The following is a 17263-nucleotide window of genomic DNA, read 5'->3' as shown; positions in this document are numbered from 1 at the left end:
AAGATTGCTTCGTCGGCTGAAAAAGCCTTCTCGCAATGACGATTTTGTTATTTAGAAGCTAAAAACAGACCCTAACCTCAGATTCTTTTTCAGAAGGCTTTGCAGAAGCTATTGATTCTCTGTAGGGGCTACAACTTGCTGCTATCTATGGTAAAATAAACCCGACCGACAGCGTTATCCCGATTTAAGGTGATTTTTTTATCGTTATAATTTTATCGGGATTAAGCAAAGGGCGGGACTGGTATAACCGAAGTACCACAGGTATTGCTTTTCTAAAAATAGAATGCATTTAAATTTATGGAGAAAGATTGCTTCGGCACGCGCTTGTCCAGCCTCGCAACGACAATTATACACAGGTTAAAATGCTCTAAAAACCCTCATGCCGTTCATACTGATTTTTATAAAATAAATTATCCCTCAGAATGACAAACTCCGTGCTTTCCGTGTCTCCGTGGCAATCCTTCGACTCCGCTCAGGATGATTTACTGCCGATATCCCCCCAAACAAGCCGATTAAACTCCCTTTTCCGATTTTTCCTTCAAATATTTTAACCCATCTTCAAAATCTTTGCCAATCATTTTATCCATACTCACAAACACAGACATCCATTTACTGATCAGGTTATTTTCTCCACTCATTGTCCAGGTTACTTTATTGCTGCCTCCCTCTGGCTGAATGTCGAATTTTGTATCCGCTAAACTTTCGAAAGGCTCAATAAATTTTAATTCGATATCTACCTGTTTGTTAGGTGCTACACTTTTTATCTTCATATAGCCGCTTCCTGTTTCCTTACCTTTCCATTCATACAAATGACCAGGCTCGCCCGCAACGCCAGCATATGTGGTTTTTGCTGAAGGTTCCATTTTTGCCCATGGATTCCATTTGTAGAATTCTTTAAAGTCGGCCACATTCTTGTAAATTACGCTGTCTGGAGCATTAATTACAGTAGACCTGCTTACTGTATAACTTTTAGGCAAAAAGAAGCCACCCACAATAATGATTATTGCCAAAACGACAATAATACCAAGTAAGATTTTGAGGAATTTCATAATTTGATTTAGTTTGGTTAACTAAATTTATAAAGAAAGCAGTTTAAATCAAAATGAAAATTAACTAAACAATTTTGATCTTCGATTGTGGCGCATTGATCTTAAAATGCATTAAATCGGCAATTGATTGTGCTTTTTGTTTAATCAGATCTGCATTTTCTCCTACAAAAAGATCGTCGACAGTTTGGAAAAAGAGGTTTTTCCAGGTTTCAAAGGTTTCAGTTTGCAGGGGTGTTTGTTCATTTAAAGCAAAATGGGTAAGCATGGGGTTGCCTTTGTAAATTGCTTTCCCGAAAAGTATACTTTCCCAGAAATCGTACATTTTTGGCAAATGGTGCGACCAGTCTACTTTTGCAACATCGGTAAATATTGGACCTATCCGTTTGTTAAGTGCAACATTTTTATAAAACGTATCCACTAAAAGGATAATATCTTCTCTATTATGAATATCTTTTTTCATGGTGAAGTGATTTTAAACTTAAAAAACCCAGAACAATTAACGATAGGAATTTGATGATGTCGACAATGATGTACACAATATGATGATAACTTTTGATCGGAACATTGCCAGCCAAAACCAGTTTTGCTCTCTCATCGAGTATTGGTAATAGCCAAAAAGTATCTGCCATTAAAAGAATGGTAACAGAGAAAAGTAAAATACTGTGAAAGTTTTTTAAAGGTGCAGGTAGGGAGCAGGCTAAAATGATGATGACCAATACGATCTCTATTTTATTGAGCGCCTGAAAAACCAATTGGCCTATACCTAAGCCTAGTGGGATTGTAATCCCCGGAGCCTGGAATTTTAAGGGAGCTTCTAAAAAACTAATTCCACCGATTAAACCTGCCCAGAAAATGACACAAAAGATTGTGATTAACTTTTTCATCAAGTTCAAATATCATTTAAAATAGTTTAATAAAAATGATTAACGTCATAAAGTAAAATTACATTTATCTATAAAGCCTAAGGATCATCTTTTTGTAATCAATAACGGCTTTATATTCCATTAATATATCTCCGCCAATAATACTCATAATAGGCGGGTGACCAAATTGTTGGTAGGTTTCGCTAACCGATTGCAGATCGAAAGCCACGGTTTCATAGTTCTTAATCTTTAACGATCCGATTTTTACCTCAGGAATAATTGCTTGGATAGTAGTGGTGGTGGTAAAAAGGGTGGAAGCATTAATCTCTTCTGATACCTGTAAGGTTTCTGACAGGTGTTGCTCAATTAAAGATTTATCGAATACACTGCGCGAGGCACCAGTATCTAAAACAGCAAAATGTTTTTCCTTAAAAACAACAACTTCCACCAAAAGGTGGAAACCGTCGTCCTGTAAGTTTATAAGTGTTAGTGGGATTGAAATTGATCTCATTGTTTATTGATGTCTAATGCCCTTCGACTACGCTCAGGGTGACAATTATTTAAGTGTAAAAAATGCCACGTCTGTCTAGCTATTCAGGTAGGGGGGCACGAAATACACGGATGTAAAAGAACGGTCGTCATTCTCGCGCAGGCGGGAATCTTAAAGCCTATTGCATTAAGATTCCCAATCGAGTTGGGAATGACGCACCGAGGAAAACCATTTAGTAATTTAATGCTTCCGTTAAAGATTATCTTCAGAATGGTATTAAACCAATTTCATTTCTGCCAGTACACTATTCATATTTCTTACGGCATCGGCGCTTTTATTAAATGCGGCCTGTTCATCTTGGGTTAATTTAAAATCGATGATTTTTTCCCAGCCATTACGACCAATAATTACGGGTACACCAAGGCATATATCTTCCTGTCCGTATTCTCCTTCAAGAGAAACGCAGCAGGTAAACAGTTTTTTCTCATCACGTAAAATCGCTTCAACCAATGCAGCACCTGCAGCACCAGGTGCATACCAGGCAGAAGTGCCGATTAAGCCCGTTAAAGTAGCACCACCAACCATAGTATCAGCCGCAACTTTATCAAGGGTGGCTTTATCCAATAAATTACTAACCGGTAAACTTTGGTATGTAGCTAGGCGGGTTAAAGGAATCATGGTAGTATCACCGTGACCGCCAATTACAAAGCCCTGTAAATCGTTAGGGTTGCAATTTAAAGCTTGCGATAAATAAAATTTAAAACGGGAGCTATCTAACGTTCCGCCCATGCCGATAATGCGGTTTTTAGGTAGGCCTAACGATTTTAAGGCTAAATAAGTCATCGTATCCATTGGGTTACTGATCACGATGAAAATGGCTTCTGGAGAGTATTTTAAAATATTTTCGGCAACACCTTTAACAATACCAGCATTAATACCAATAAGTTCTTCTCTGGTCATCCCTGGTTTGCGGGGCAAGCCTGAGGTAATCACCACCACATCAGAACCAGCCGTTTTGCTGTAATCGCCAGTTACACCGGTAATTTTAGTGTCGAAACCCAAAAGGGTTGCGGTTTGCATCATGTCGATCGCTTTGCCTTCGGCAAAACCCTCTTTAATATCTAACAGGACAAGTTCGTTCGCCAATTCTTTGCGGGCAATATTATCTGCACAAGTGGCACCAACTGCGCCTGCGCCAACAACCGTTACTTTCATATATTTTATTTTAATGGTTTGCGTATCGTTAAATATTAATCGAAGGTAGAAATAAATATAAGGTTTAAAAATCCTTTTCAAAACTTTATAATTTGATGATGGTTTACTTAATATGTTCCAAAGCAGAAGCATTAAAGCAAAACGCAATGATGTAAAATAAGCCCATTCCAAATATTGATTACAAGGCTTTTGAAGGCGCATGGTGTTCATATCATTACTTTACACGGTGTATTGATCAGAATACCACTTTCGATCGGGTTTGTTTATTGTGGATAGTAGCATAGTCGGAGCCGCCTAAACCCGGCCAAAATGAAAAGCATATAAGACAAGGAACAAGGCGCAGACTTGCAAGGGGGGCGGGACTGTATTAAGCAACAATCATTTTAATCGTGTTGTAGATGAAGTTATTTGATGGGCTTATTTCATCCGAATTGCAAAAGCTAACTGGTTTAGGGTTTTTCTTTATTCTCGATTATTTCCCATTTATTAAAGATCACCCTCAGTCCAATCCGCTTTTCTTCATCATAAGAAGTAAGGCTCACGATTCCGTCTTTTGCTTCCAATACAATTTCGGTAGGGCTTTTATTCCCATCTTGTTGTAGAATATACCCTTTATAATAAGCTTTGCCTGATAATAATTTTTTGCTAAAAGAACATTCAATACTTTCAATCTGCGTTTCGAACAAAACTTTTTCCTGATCTGGTGGAGCGCTCTCTAAGGTAATAACCTTTGTAGTTGGGTTAATCGTTATTTCTGTTGGTGCAGTTATTTCTTCACCGTTTGGCCCTAGCAGTTTATTGGTGGTGTACTTAATGGTTTTACTGCAGATTTCGCTTTCTGGATTATTTTTGTTTACAGGGGTTTCATCTGCGACAAAACTGCTGGCTAGCAGAAAAAAGCTAGAAAGTACAATGAATCTATTGATATAAGTTTTCATAAGATGATCGATTTATATAGGCTAATGTAACATTTATCTTATATGTTTTATGGAGGTTTAAGCTATAGGTTTTTGCAATTTAAACCTGATTAGTGGGAAAAGCTCTCGATTTAAGCACCATTCTTTTTTTTAATAGTGAGGTAATAAAAACTGATAATCTTTTATTTAGATGGTTTTATAATTTTCTTGATCTCGTCTAACGTATATACTTTATACGCAAAACCAAATCGCTTCGTGTTCTCTTCAACTGTTGTATCGAAACCTGCTTTCTTACGTCTTTTGTTTACGTTTTTAGCATCTTTAATCGGGATAACATATTGGAAAAAGTCTTTTTTGCCAGTTTGAGGATTGAGAATTTGCATTCCATATACTTGTGTGCCGTAAATCTGTTCCTTCCCTTCGCTGCTCAGTTTTCTATCCAACATCATTGCTGTGTATTTAAAAGGTAATTCTCCACTTTTGCCCGCTTTTTCAATCAGCCGATAATATTTTGGAATCACACCAGGATTGTGCTGTATTACATAAAACACTGTGGTATTTGTTGGCTCACCCACAAGTGTTTTCCCAGGATAACCATATTTAGCAATAATGGCTTCAACTTTTTTAAGATGAATAGAGTCTATTTCTTTCATTATTTTCCATTGACTTTTCATGAGCATCTCTTTCGAAGAATTAAATAATGCTGCAATGGTATCTTTTCTTTTTTCGGAGGTTTCCGTATCACCAAATTCTCTGATGCCTTGGTCGAGTTGCAAAATAGAGTCAAGCTGCTTTTTTAATTCTATATTAATCTGCTTTTGTGCCGATGCAATTGAGGCGGTTCCCAAAATAAAGAGAAAAAGTAAAATGAATTTCATAACGTATCCCGGCAATTTTGAGTTATAGTATATTACTAAAATAATAGTTTTTTGATTGATATCTTTTTTGTTAACCAAGTTTAACTTTATTTAACAAGCTAATATATCCTCTTCATTGCAAACGATGACTTTTTTAAAGATTTGTTGCATCAGCTTTTTTTGACTGTGGCTTTTTTAAGTTTTGACCACAGACTTGTGTTAGCTAAACCCGATAGGAGCGAACACGTAGTGCAACGGAGTAAAGTGTATAGCGGGACTGAAAATCCCGATGAAAAACCGAAGCACTCATTTTTAAAAAAAATAAAAAGGTTGAAAAAGAACAAAATGATAATGAGTTCGGGATTAATACTTTAAAAAAAACTATCAGGTTTTTAAATGCTGAGCGGTTTGATCGAGATATTTTTGTTGATAAAATCTGACAAAACCACCTGTCAAATTCCTTATTTTTGAAGAACCGTTATTATTCTAAAACGGTTAATTCTTTGCTGCACAATATGTACTTAATTTTTGATACTGAAACCACTGGTTTGCCACGTAATTATAATGCACCCATTACCGATACGGATAATTGGCCGCGTTGTATACAGATTGCATGGCAACTGCACGATGAGATGGGGAGATTGGTTGAACATCAGGATTATCTGGTTAAACCAGAGGGGTTTAATATTCCGTACGATGCAGAACGGATCCATGGTATTTCTACCGAACTAGCGGCCGAACAAGGCATCGGTTTCGACGAAATGCTGGCCAAGTTTAACGAAGTTTTAGATAAAGCCAAGTTTATTGTAGGCCAGAATGTTGGTTTCGACGTAAACATTATGGGCTGTGAGTTTCACCGTTTTGGTGTAGCTAACCGTTTGGCCGAGATGCCTGTGTTAGATACCTGTACCGAAGTTACCGCCCAGCTTTTACAATTGCCGGGAGGTAGGGGCGGAAGGTTTAAACTGCCAACCTTAACCGAGTTACACGCTTATTTGTTTGGCGTTCCTTTTAACGAGGCCCACAACGCAACTGCCGATGTGGAAGCAACTACGCGTTGTTTCTTGGAATTGGTAAAAAGAGAGGTTTTTAAAAAAGAAGAACTACAGGTTGACGTAGAATATTTTCCTCGTTTTAGAGAGGTAAACCCAGCTACGATTGAAGGTGTTGGTTTAAAACACATCAATTTAAAAGCTGCTTCTGATGAAATCCGTAAGCGTTTACAAAAAGCCGAAGGCGGAGGAATCTCTAAACAGGAACTCGCCGGGAACAAACAGGAACTTGCAGCAGCAACTTTTGTACATTTACATAACCATACCCAGTTTTCGGTATTGCAAAGTACCATCAGTATCCCCGATCTGGTAAAAGCTGCAGCAGCACAAAAAATGCCTGCAGTAGCCATGACCGATCATGCGAACATGATGGGGGCTTTCCATTTTGTAAATCATGTTTTAAATCATAACAAAGCTGCTGAAGCAAAAAATGCTGCTGCTATTGAGGCAGGCGAGCGCCCTACGGAAGTGGTAATGACACCGATTGTTGGGGTAGAATTTTTTGTTTGTAATAATCACTTAGACCGGACCGCTAAAGATAATGGTTACCAGATGGTGCTGTTGGCGAAGAATAAAAAAGGCTATCACAATTTAGCTAAAATGTCTTCTATCGCTTATACCAAAGGTTTTTATTACGTGCCCCGTATTGATAGGGAGGTAATTGAACAGTATAAAGAGGATATTATCGTTCTATCGGGTAACCTATCCGGAGAGATTTCGAACAAAATTTTAAACATGGGCGAAACCCAGGCTGAAGAAGCGCTGATCTGGTGGAAGAACATGTTTGGCGATGATTTCTATGTGGAGGTAATGCGTCACAACCAAGAAGATGAAGACCGTGTAAACGAATCGTTGATTGCACTGGCAAGAAAGCATGCTGTTAAATTGGTAGCCACCAATAATACCTATTACATTAACAAGAAGGATGCAAATGCGCACGATATCTTGTTGTGTGTAAAAGATGGCGAAAAACAGGCAACGCCAATTGGCCGTGGTCGCGGTTACCGTTATGGTTTGCCCAATCAAGAATATTATTTCAAATCTGGTGATGAGATGAAATCGCTTTTTGCCGATTTGCCGGAGGCGATTGTAAATATTAAAGAAATTGTAGATAAGATCGAAATTTATAAACTTGCCCGCGAAGTACTCTTACCTAAATTCGATATTCCAGAAGAATTTTTAGTGACGGAAGATGAGGCCGATGGAGGGAAACGTGGGGAAAATAAATTTTTGCGTCACCTTACTTATGAGGGAGCCAAAAAACGTTATGGCGTGTTAACCCCTGAGGTTATCGAACGTTTAGATTTCGAATTGCAGACCATTGAAAAAACCGGTTATCCTGGTTATTTCCTAATTGTACAGGATTTTATTGCCGAAGCCCGCCGCAGGGATGTTTCGGTAGGACCTGGCCGTGGTTCTGCAGCCGGATCGGTGGTGGCTTATTGTTTGTGGATCACGAATATCGATCCCATTAAGTACGATCTCCTTTTTGAGCGTTTCTTAAATCCCGATCGTGTATCCATGCCCGATATTGATATCGATTTTGACGATGAGGGCCGTGGCCGTGTAATGGAATATGTAATTGGCAAATATGGCTCAAGCCAGGTTGCGCAGATTATCACTTATGGAACCATGGCCGCTAAATCTTCTATCCGTGATACAGCGAGGGTATTGGATCTGCCACTTTTTGAAGCAGATAAGATTGCCAAGCTGATCCCGAATATGAAGCTCGCAAAAATCTTCACACTGGATGAGAAAACATTGAAAGAAGCTTTGCGCCCTGATGAATATGAACGCGTTGTTGAATTGAAAAACCTTGGCGCATTAAAAGATTTGAGTGCCGAAACCATTCAACAGGCCCAGATTTTGGAAGGCTCTTTACGGAATACCGGTATTCATGCCTGTGGGGTAATTATTACGCCAAGCGATATTACCAATTTCGTTCCCGTTTCTACCGCAAAAGATTCTGACTTATATGTCACCCAATTTGATAACTCGGTTGTAGAAAGCGCGGGTTTATTAAAGATGGACTTTTTGGGTTTAAAAACCCTTACCCTGATAAAGGATACCGTAAAACTGGTTAAAAAGCGATTTGGTATCGATCTTGATCCGGATAATTTTCCAATTGATGATGTATTAACCTATGAGCTTTTCCAGCGTGGTGAAACCATCGGGATTTTCCAGTACGAGAGTCCGGGCATGCAGAAATACATGAAAGAGCTGAAACCAACGGTTTTCGATGATTTAATTGCAATGAACGCACTATATCGCCCGGGCCCGATGGAGTATATTCCAAGTTTCGTTCGCCGTAAAAATGGCGAAGAAGAAATTAAGTACGATTTGGATGCCTGCGAAGAGTATTTGAAAGAAACCTATGGAATTACCGTTTACCAGGAGCAGGTAATGCTTTTGTCGCAGAAACTGGCCGGATTTACCAAAGGTGAGGCCGACGTGCTGCGTAAGGCGATGGGTAAGAAACAGAAAGACGTTCTTGATAAAATGAAACCAAAGTTTGTGAAACAAGCGGCCGAAAAAGGTCACGATGCGACAACTTTAGAAAAAATATGGAAAGATTGGGAAGCATTTGCATCCTATGCTTTCAACAAATCGCACTCTACCTGTTATGCATGGATTGCCTATCAAACCGCATACTTAAAAGCACATTACCCTGCCGAATATATGGCTGCGGTACTGTCTAACAACATGAGTGATATTAAACAGGTAGCTTTCTTTATGGAAGAATGTCGCCAGATGAGTGTTACGGTATTAGGTCCCGACGTGAACGAATCCGATCTCAAATTCTCGGTAAATGCCAAGGGCGAAGTCCGTTTCGGGATGTCGGCAGTAAAAGGCGTGGGTGAAAAGGCGGTAGAAAGTATTATTGAAGAAAGATTGGCAAATGGACCTTATGGTAATGTGTACGATTTTGCCAAGCGTTCCAACACCCGGATTGTAAATAAAAAAGCTTACGAGAGTTTTGTGTACAGCGGTGCTTTCGATGCATTTGGTGGGCACAGGGCGCAGTATTTTTATATCGGCCCGAACGATAAAATGAATGGTATTGAAAAGATTATTAAATATGCGAACGATTTTCAGAATAATGAAAGTACGTCACAAGCTTCCTTATTCGGTGGCTCTAAGGCCGATCTTATTTTAGAACCAAGTTTGCCAGTTTCGCCAGAATGGACATTAATGGACAGGTTAAAGTACGAGAAAGATGCTATAGGAATTTTCCTTTCTGGCCACCCTTTAGATAATTATAAACTCGAACTCGATAAATTCTGTACCCATGGCGTTAAACAGCTGAGCATCATCAACAAGGTGCGTATGGGCGATAACAACGAAGATATATTGGCCGAATTTGAAAAATTAAAAAACCGTGAGCTTTGCGTAGGCGGACTGGTGGTCACAGCATCACAAAGGATTACCAAAACAGGTAAGCCATTTGGTACTTTTGTTTTCGAAGATTATGATGATGCAAGTGAAATGGCCTTGTTCGGGGAAGATTTTTTAAAGTTTAAATCGTTTTTAACCGAAGGATATTTCTTACAAATTAGGGGTCGGGTTGGTGAACGTTTCGGTAAAGCTGGAGATTGGGAGTTTAAAATCACCGCCATTAACTTAATGTCTGAGCTGAGGGATAAATTAGCTAAAAGTTTAACTATCCAGGTGCCGATTGAGCGGGTTAACGATCAACTGATGCGTGAGATTGAAGCCATATTAGCAGACAATAAGGCAAATTCTGAGCAACAAAACTGCCAACTTAACTTCGCTATTTTTGATCGGGAAAAGGAGATTATGTTGGATATGCCATCCAAAAATCTTAAAATAAATCCAAACAATAAGTTTTTAGAACAATTACTCGGGCTTAATGTTGTAAATTACAAGTTAAACTAAGGTGTAAGGCCTAAGGTGAAAGGTTATAGCGCCTAAACCTTATACCTTCCACCTTTAAGCCCTCTACCTCAAAATAATGTCAAATTGACACTACAGATGGGTTGGCATTACAATTGAATACATATATTTGAACATAAAAAAAATAATTATGGCATTAGAAATCACAGATGCAAACTTCGAGGAGCTTGTATTAAAATCAGATAAACCCGTATTAGTAGATTTTTGGGCAGAATGGTGTGGCCCTTGTCGGATGGTTGGTCCAGTAGTAGAAGAAATCGCAAAAGAATATGATGGCAAAGCGGTAGTTGGAAAAGTAAACGTTGATAACAATCCTCAAATTTCAATGCAGTTTGGTATCCGTAACATCCCGGCTTTATTATATTTTAAAGATGGTCAGGTTGTTGATAAACAAGTTGGTGCTGTTCCAAAATCAGTATTGGCAGAAAAATTAAACAAGCAATTGGCTTAAATAAAGGTGTAAGGCGAAAGGTTTAGGGTAAATCCAAATTAAAAACTTCACTAATAATATTACAAAAACCCAGGTTCATTTGATGGATTTGGGTTTTTTATTGCAAACATAATTTTGTTTCTTTAATAAAAAACTAACAATCATGTCTACTAACCTATTCAACAATAAAACTTTAGGTATTTTATTGGCAAGTTTAGCCCTAAACTGTGCAAATATTGCATGTGTATCGGCGCAGAATCCTGTTGAAACGAACGAACCATCAGCAGATTATAAACCTGCATTTGCCGGGCAGACCCGAATTGGAGGAGTAAAAACCAAAACCCCTCTTGATATTACGATTATTAATGAAAAGTTAGAAAATCCATGGGCCATTTCAGTTCTTCCAAACGGTGGTTTTTTAATTACACAAAAACAGGGTACAATGGTGATCCTTACTCCTGATGGGAAATTAAGCAAAAAGATAACCGGTTTACCCAAGGTAGATCCATCTGGCCAGGGAGGTTTATTAGATGTAACTTTAGATCCAAACTTTGCTAAAAACAGAATGATTTATTGGGCTTATTCAGAGCCACAGGATAAAGGTGTTTTATTAGCTATTGCCAAAGGTAAATTAGCAGCTAATGAAACTACAATAGAGAACCAAACCATTATTTATCGCGCTACACCAGCTTATGGCGGTAAACTTCAATACGGTTCGAGAATTGTCTTCGATAAGAATGGTAATTTATTTATAAGTACGGGCGAACGTTCTGGTAACGATATCAGAATTCAGGCGCAGTATTTAAATTCTTCTTTGGGTAAAATTTTACACTTAACTACCAATGGTAAAGCTGTGGCGAACGGACCATTTGCTGGCAAAGCAGATGCAAAACCAGAAATTTATGCCTATGGATTGCGAAATCCAGATGGCTTAGCGATTAATCCTTTAACCGGTGATTTATGGGAAGCTGAATTTGGCCCTAAAGGTGGCGATGAGGTGAATATTATTAAACCAGGCAAAAATTATGGCTGGCCAATTATTACCTACGGAACAGAATACAGTGGTAAAAAAGTAGGCGATGGTATTCAGCAGAAAGATGGCATGGAGCAACCTATTTATTATTGGAACCCAAGTATTTCTCCTGGCTGTATTGCGTTTTATAACAGCAATAGTATCGCCGAATGGAAAGGAAACTTGTTTGTAGGTGGTTTGGGTGGTTCGCATATTATCCGATTGGTAATAAAAGATGATAAAATTGTTGGTGAAGAGCGATTACTGGAAGGTAAAGGCGAACGTTTCCGCGATATGGTAGAAGGGAAGGACGGAGCGCTTTATTCTGTAACTGATAATGGCCATTTGTTTAGAATAGCTAAGAAGTAAAATTATTTAGAAGATGTTGATCCCGAATTCATTTATTGAGCTCGGGATTTTTTGTTTTAAATCATTTTATTTGTTTTTGAAAATGTTGGGTTCAGTTTTTCATCGGTGTTTTAAGTAGGGGCGGGCGGTTAAAATAATATGAACTTATTCGGAAAGGTGCTTTAGTTTGCTTGGGTTTGTTCAGTCCTGCTGTTCGCTGTAGCCCTCATACTTCGGGGCTGCCGCTGCCATCAGGTTTAAATTAATTAGGTTTGGTGGTACTTGGGCTGGGTTGCCTTTCTGGCGTTGATTACTCCCCTCCTTGTTTTAAGGAGGGGTGCCCGCAGGGCGGGGTGGTTAGCGTTAGGGATTGTAAGGGTTTAGTACCGACCCTTCATCGGTACCGGAGCGTAGCGCAGCCCTGGAAAGCCCGCCCCTTGCGTAGCTTGGGGAACGCCCATATCAATTTGCAGTCTGCAATTCACAGTTTGTAGTTAGCCGGCGCTTGGACCTTTGAAACTTCGAAAGTCTTGGGTAGCTTTTTTATAAATCTTTTATTAGCTTTACCATATGCAGGCCGTAAACTACGAAAACGAAACAAGCTATGGTAATTTAGAATTGCTTGCACAGCAAGTGGTAGAAGGTTTTATCACCGGGCTGCATAAAAGCCCATTTCATGGCTTTTCTGTCGAATTTGCAGAGCACCGCCAGTATAATAATGGCGATAATGTTAAAAATATCGACTGGAAATTATATGCCAAAACGGATAAACTTTACAGCAAACGTTTCGAGGAAGAAACCAATTTGCGCTGCCAGTTTGTGATTGATGTGTCCTCATCAATGTACTTTCCTGAACCTAAAAATAACAAACTGATTTTCTCGATACAGGCTGCTGCATCTTTGATGTACCTATTGAAGAAACAGCGTGATGCTTTTGGATTAAGCTTATTTACGGATGAAATACTGTTGAATTCGCCAGCAAAGTCGACTACCGTACATCAGAAATATTTATTTACACAATTGGAAGAGCTGTTACATAAACCCAAGGTAAATGCACAGACTAATTTAAGTGAAGCTTTGCATCAGGTGGCCGAATTGATTCATAAACGTTCATTGGTGATTGTTTTTAGCGACCTTTTTAACACACAAAGCAGCACAGATAAAACAGACGAGTTTTTTGATGCTTTGCAGCATTTAAAATTCAACAAACATGAAGTGGTGGTTTTTAACGTGGTAGATAAATCAAAAGAAGTTGATTTCAATTTTGAGAACCGCCCATACGAGTTTATTGATATGGAAACCGGCGAAACGATTAAAGTACATACCAACCAGGTAAAGGAAAATTATACAGCGGCAGTTTCCTCGTATCGACAGCAGATTGCGCTAAAATGCGCCCAATATAAAATCGACTTAATTGATGCCGATATGAACGATGGGTTTTACCCTGTCCTTCAGTCTTACTTAATCAAAAGGCAAAAATTAGGCTAAAATTTGTTGCAAACAAACGCAGATTCAGCATTGTTTAAATATGTTAGAAAAAGGCGCTATAGCACCAGATTTCGAATTGAATGCTACTCCCGATCAGAAAATAAAACTTAAAGATTTTAAAGGTAAAAATGTTATCCTGGTTTTTTATCCTGCCGATTGGAGCCCCGTATGCAGCGACCAAATGGCACTTTATAACGAAATGCTAAAATATTTTAACAAGTATGATGCACAGATTTTTGGTGTTTCTGTTGATAGTGTTTGGTGCCACCTCGCTTTTGAAGAAAATAGAAAGCTGCATTTTCCACTTTTGGCCGATTTTGAACCAAAAGGCGCAGTGTCAAAAGCTTATGGTGTATACGATGAAGAACTTGGCGAAAGCAAAAGGGCACTTTTTGTTATAGATAAAGAAGGAAAAATTGCCTGGAGTTATTTGTCGCCAATAGCTGTTAACCCTGGCGCTGACGGAATTTTAGACGCATTGGAGGAATTAAACAAGAAATAAGCTATGAGTACTTTAAAACCTGAGGTAAACAATCAGGATCACATCCAAGGTGATGATTCGGCTAGTGTAACCATTGTCGAATTTGGTGATTATCAATGCCCATATTGTGGTAATGCCTACCCGATTATGAAGGAAATTGAAGAAACATTCGGTCATCAGATCAAATTTATCTTCCGTCATTTTCCTTTGGCAAATGCCCATAAGTTTGCTTTTCCGGCTGCCATTGCTGCAGAAGCAGCAGGTTTACAAGGTAAGTTTTGGGAAATGCACGATGCACTCTACGAAAATCAATACCGCTTAGATGGCGAGCTGTTCGATGAATTGGCTGAAACGATTGGTTTAGATCTGGAACAGTTTCAGCAAGACAGTGCCTCTGAAGAAATCAAAAGAAAAATAGAAGAAAATTTTGATAGTGGTGTACGGAGTGGCGTAAACGGAACGCCTTCATTTTATGTAAACGGAACTAAGTTTGATGGAGGGGCAACCGATTTGTACCAGATGCTTAAAGAAAGTGGTGAATAAGATAAAACATGCAAAGTGGCAATCAATCTTTTATATACAAGCTTAATAATTTATAGGGCAAGCCTTTTTTAGTCGAGCGAAAAGTTAACTTCTATATTGTATTTGATGCGAAGGCTTTTGATCACATGAACCTCACAATCATCCTTAGCTAAACGCTGGGAAATGATGAATGATTGATTAGGCTTAAGGTTAATCTTCTGCTTTATATTATATGTTTTATTGCAGCCTTTAGCCACATAACCATCCAGACAAAAAGAAATATCAGTTATTACTTGTTTTGTTGTGTTTTTAATCGTGATTTTGGCAAATGTACCTGAATCGCTATTGTGTGTATATTTGACTTCTTTCACGTACACGGTGTTTCGCCTGTTGGTGGTATCATTTAACATTGATTTTGATAATTCAGGTTTTTGAAAAGCCGTGATTTTATCCTGTTTTACCTGTTTGCTTATTTCCTGAAATGGCATTTTCAAAACTCCACAACAGATAATCATTAATATTCCTAATTCTTTAGTAAGCATAATTTGAGTTGTTGTGGTTCAATAACCGTAAGTTATTGCTTTTATTTAAATAAACCTACTGCATAATTTATACCCTCATGGTACAGAATTTTTCATAAAAAAACCTCATGTATTTTGCAATACATGAGGTATCAGATAAGGGTAACCGGAAAACTAAAAAACTAATTATGAGTTTTTAGAATTTAACAAAATTGAAATCGCTTCGTGTTTTGTTATTTCAAAGGTGCACTTCAATTATGAAGTTTTAGTGAAGAAAACTAAACCTTATCGCTATAGTCCTGCTTATGTTACTTCGCGAAAATAAAAATGAAAAGCCAGCAATATCTTCCTGGCTTTTGGCTTATTAAATTTATTGTTTTCTCGAATAGATCCCTTGCAGATGCGTTAATGCCGCTACCAATTTTTCTTCATCACCAGCTAAACAATAATATCTAATTCCATTTTTATCGTTATCGGGCTCATCTTCGCCTTTGTCAAAAACCGGATAGATTGATTTGATTTTTGTGCTGGTCTGTTCCAAGCTAACTTTGAAGCCTTTCCAGACGTTTATTTGCGATTTGTTGGTGGTTTCTTCTTTGGCATTATCCGAACTGGCAAAGCTTTTTCCAACTGTAAAAACCCCATAATTCATTTCTTCATCAATATAAAATGAATTTGCTGTAATTGTAAACGTGGTTTCTATTCCCTTACGTAAAATACGATCGGTTCCGCCTATAGCTTTTGCCAATAGTTGGTTGATGTTTTTAACAGTTTCGGCTTTTGTTTGGGTGAAGCCATTAATGGATGCAGCCAGCAATAAGGCCAGCATTAGTTTTGTTCTCATAATTAAAAGGTTTAAATATTTGTGTGTATTTAAATTTAAAGAATTATTCGTCAATAATATTATTTGAAAAGTTTTAACAGACAATAAATGAAATGATATATTTACGTTTTAAAAAAATAACAATGAATTACCGTAAACTCTTTACTTTAAGTGTACTATCCATCCTGTTAATCACATCTTTACCAATATTTGCTCAAAATGCATCCGATCCGGAAAAAGAACAGCAAAAAAGTCAGTTCGTAGGTCTTTATAAATATTTGGCCGCTAAAGTGCCATATCCTTCTAAAGCATTATTTAGTAATTTACAGGGAACAACTACTTTTCTTTTTCAAGTGGAAAACGGCCAAATACAGAACGTAGAAACAGCCTTAAATTTAGAGGGACTGAGTGAAAACGTTAAAAATTTAATTTCCGCTTACACAGGACTGTCCAAAACCATAAATGGGAAATATTGCATTGATGTTGTATTTCAAATGGAAAACAAACAAAATACATTGGTGCAAGAAAAACCAATTATCCCAGCTGATTATATTAAGTTAAGTGGTTTGAATATTATGGCGGGAGGTAGCCCTAAGAATCAAAATGTACCAGACAATTCTACGTATAAGATTGAAGAAGTAGACACGCCACCTAATTTCCCGGGAGGATATAAAGCGCTTCAGGCATATTTCTCTGAAAACATTAAATACTCAGAAGAAGCATTAAAAAACAAAGTAGAAGGAAAAGTATACTTTAGTTTTAAAATAGATTACGATGGCGATGTTAGAGACGTTAAAATAGTAAGAGGTTTAGGTTTTGGCTTGGATGAAATAGTGAAAAAAGTAATAAAAGACTGCCCGAAATGGAATGCTGCCATGAAAAATGGCCAAACGGTAAGTACTAAATTCAGCTACTTTGCAGAATGCAGATTGCCAAATCCTTAAATATAATTTCTAAAAGAATAGAAGGAGTGCCAGTACAAAAATAGTATTGTCATTCTGAGGGGTAATTTATTTTATAAAAATCAATATAAATGACGTTTAAATTTCAGACGGTATATAATTCCCCTCTTTTAGAGGGGTGTCCGCAGGACGGGGTGTTTTATTTGTCCTAGCCGGACAGGCTTCTTTCTTTTTGATGTAAAAAAGAAACAAAAACCACCGGCTGAAAATTTTTCTTTCGAAGCCAGCAGGTAGGCTTGGGCAGTGCAGCCCGAAAAATTTGTTAGGCCGGATTTAAGTAGAACGGGGATACGGTGCTAGGGCCTAGTTGGGCGGAAA

At 38.1% G+C, this 17263-nt stretch carries 16 protein-coding genes; 7 read left to right on the top strand and 9 right to left on the bottom strand.

Annotated elements, in window-relative coordinates; all coding sequences use genetic code 11:
• Positions 1 to 512: 512 nt before the first annotated feature.
• From AW17_RS07125 to AW17_RS07095, 7 genes are all read right to left on the bottom strand, one after another.
• Entirely contained in the window at positions 513 to 1049 is a 537-nt protein-coding gene (locus tag AW17_RS07125; RefSeq protein WP_029275436.1) for an SRPBCC family protein, read from the bottom strand.
• Positions 1050 to 1113: 64 nt separating this feature from the next.
• A complete protein-coding gene (locus tag AW17_RS07120; RefSeq protein ID WP_029275435.1) occupies positions 1114 to 1509 on the bottom strand; it encodes a group III truncated hemoglobin in 396 nt (131 codons plus the stop codon).
• Positions 1490 to 1933: a hypothetical protein gene (locus AW17_RS07115; RefSeq protein ID WP_051691676.1), complete on the bottom strand. Its 444-nt coding sequence runs from the start codon at positions 1931 to 1933 to the stop codon at positions 1490 to 1492. Before AW17_RS07115 ends, AW17_RS07120 begins: the two co-directional genes overlap by 20 nt.
• Before the next feature lie 64 nt (positions 1934 to 1997).
• The gene (locus AW17_RS07110; protein WP_029275433.1) at positions 1998 to 2423 is read right to left on the bottom strand and encodes an aspartyl protease family protein; all 426 of its coding nucleotides are present in this window, start codon (positions 2421 to 2423) and stop codon (positions 1998 to 2000) included.
• Between the two features lie 255 nt (positions 2424 to 2678).
• The gene (gene mdh, locus AW17_RS07105) at positions 2679 to 3617 is read right to left on the bottom strand and encodes a malate dehydrogenase (protein WP_029275432.1); all 939 of its coding nucleotides are present in this window, start codon (positions 3615 to 3617) and stop codon (positions 2679 to 2681) included.
• Between the two features lie 449 nt (positions 3618 to 4066).
• The gene (locus tag AW17_RS07100; RefSeq protein WP_029275431.1) at positions 4067 to 4555 is read right to left on the bottom strand and encodes a hypothetical protein; all 489 of its coding nucleotides are present in this window, start codon (positions 4553 to 4555) and stop codon (positions 4067 to 4069) included.
• A 161-nt stretch (positions 4556 to 4716) separates the two neighbouring features.
• Positions 4717 to 5490 carry a DUF6624 domain-containing protein gene (locus tag AW17_RS07095; protein WP_051691675.1) on the bottom strand — a complete coding sequence of 258 codons (774 nt, stop codon included), beginning with the start codon at positions 5488 to 5490 and terminating at the stop codon, positions 4717 to 4719.
• 416 nt (positions 5491 to 5906) lie between these two features.
• Here AW17_RS07095 and dnaE point away from each other — a divergent pair, with 416 nt between their 5' ends.
• The 6 genes from dnaE (at position 5907) to AW17_RS07065 (ending at position 14660) form a co-directional block, all read left to right on the top strand.
• On the top strand, positions 5907 to 10340 hold the full coding sequence (gene dnaE, locus AW17_RS07090) for a DNA polymerase III subunit alpha (protein ID WP_029275429.1): 4434 nt from the start codon (positions 5907 to 5909) through the stop codon (positions 10338 to 10340).
• Positions 10341 to 10488: 148 nt separating this feature from the next.
• Positions 10489 to 10809, top strand: a complete 321-nt coding sequence (trxA, locus tag AW17_RS07085) for a thioredoxin (RefSeq protein WP_029275428.1) — start codon at positions 10489 to 10491, stop codon at positions 10807 to 10809.
• A 142-nt stretch (positions 10810 to 10951) separates the two neighbouring features.
• Entirely contained in the window at positions 10952 to 12169 is a 1218-nt protein-coding gene (locus tag AW17_RS07080) for a PQQ-dependent sugar dehydrogenase (protein ID WP_029275427.1), read from the top strand.
• Positions 12170 to 12718: 549 nt separating this feature from the next.
• Positions 12719 to 13636 carry a DUF58 domain-containing protein gene (locus AW17_RS07075; protein WP_029275426.1) on the top strand — a complete coding sequence of 306 codons (918 nt, stop codon included), beginning with the start codon at positions 12719 to 12721 and terminating at the stop codon, positions 13634 to 13636.
• A 40-nt stretch (positions 13637 to 13676) separates the two neighbouring features.
• The gene (locus tag AW17_RS07070) at positions 13677 to 14138 is read left to right on the top strand and encodes a redoxin domain-containing protein (RefSeq protein WP_029275425.1); all 462 of its coding nucleotides are present in this window, start codon (positions 13677 to 13679) and stop codon (positions 14136 to 14138) included.
• Between the two features lie 3 nt (positions 14139 to 14141).
• Entirely contained in the window at positions 14142 to 14660 is a 519-nt protein-coding gene (locus AW17_RS07065) for a DsbA family protein (RefSeq protein ID WP_029275424.1), read from the top strand.
• A 68-nt stretch (positions 14661 to 14728) separates the two neighbouring features.
• On the opposite strand, the gene AW17_RS07060 is transcribed toward AW17_RS07065, so the two are convergent.
• Together AW17_RS07060 and AW17_RS07055 are read right to left on the bottom strand one after the other, a co-directional pair.
• The gene (locus AW17_RS07060; RefSeq protein WP_157280233.1) at positions 14729 to 15181 is read right to left on the bottom strand and encodes a hypothetical protein; all 453 of its coding nucleotides are present in this window, start codon (positions 15179 to 15181) and stop codon (positions 14729 to 14731) included.
• A 349-nt stretch (positions 15182 to 15530) separates the two neighbouring features.
• A complete protein-coding gene (locus AW17_RS07055; protein ID WP_157280232.1) occupies positions 15531 to 16004 on the bottom strand; it encodes a hypothetical protein in 474 nt (157 codons plus the stop codon).
• A 122-nt stretch (positions 16005 to 16126) separates the two neighbouring features.
• Here AW17_RS07055 and AW17_RS07050 point away from each other — a divergent pair, with 122 nt between their 5' ends.
• Positions 16127 to 16927, top strand: coding sequence for an energy transducer TonB (locus AW17_RS07050; protein ID WP_029275421.1), 801 nt, complete (start codon positions 16127 to 16129; stop codon positions 16925 to 16927).
• Positions 16928 to 17263 lie beyond the last annotated feature (336 nt).

This window comes from Pedobacter borealis DSM 19626 (assembly GCF_000708285.2).
Lineage (GTDB): Bacteria > Bacteroidota > Bacteroidia > Sphingobacteriales > Sphingobacteriaceae > Pedobacter > Pedobacter borealis.
The sequence above is the reverse complement of the archived record's forward strand: the minus strand, read 5'-3'. Positions and strand labels throughout refer to the sequence as shown.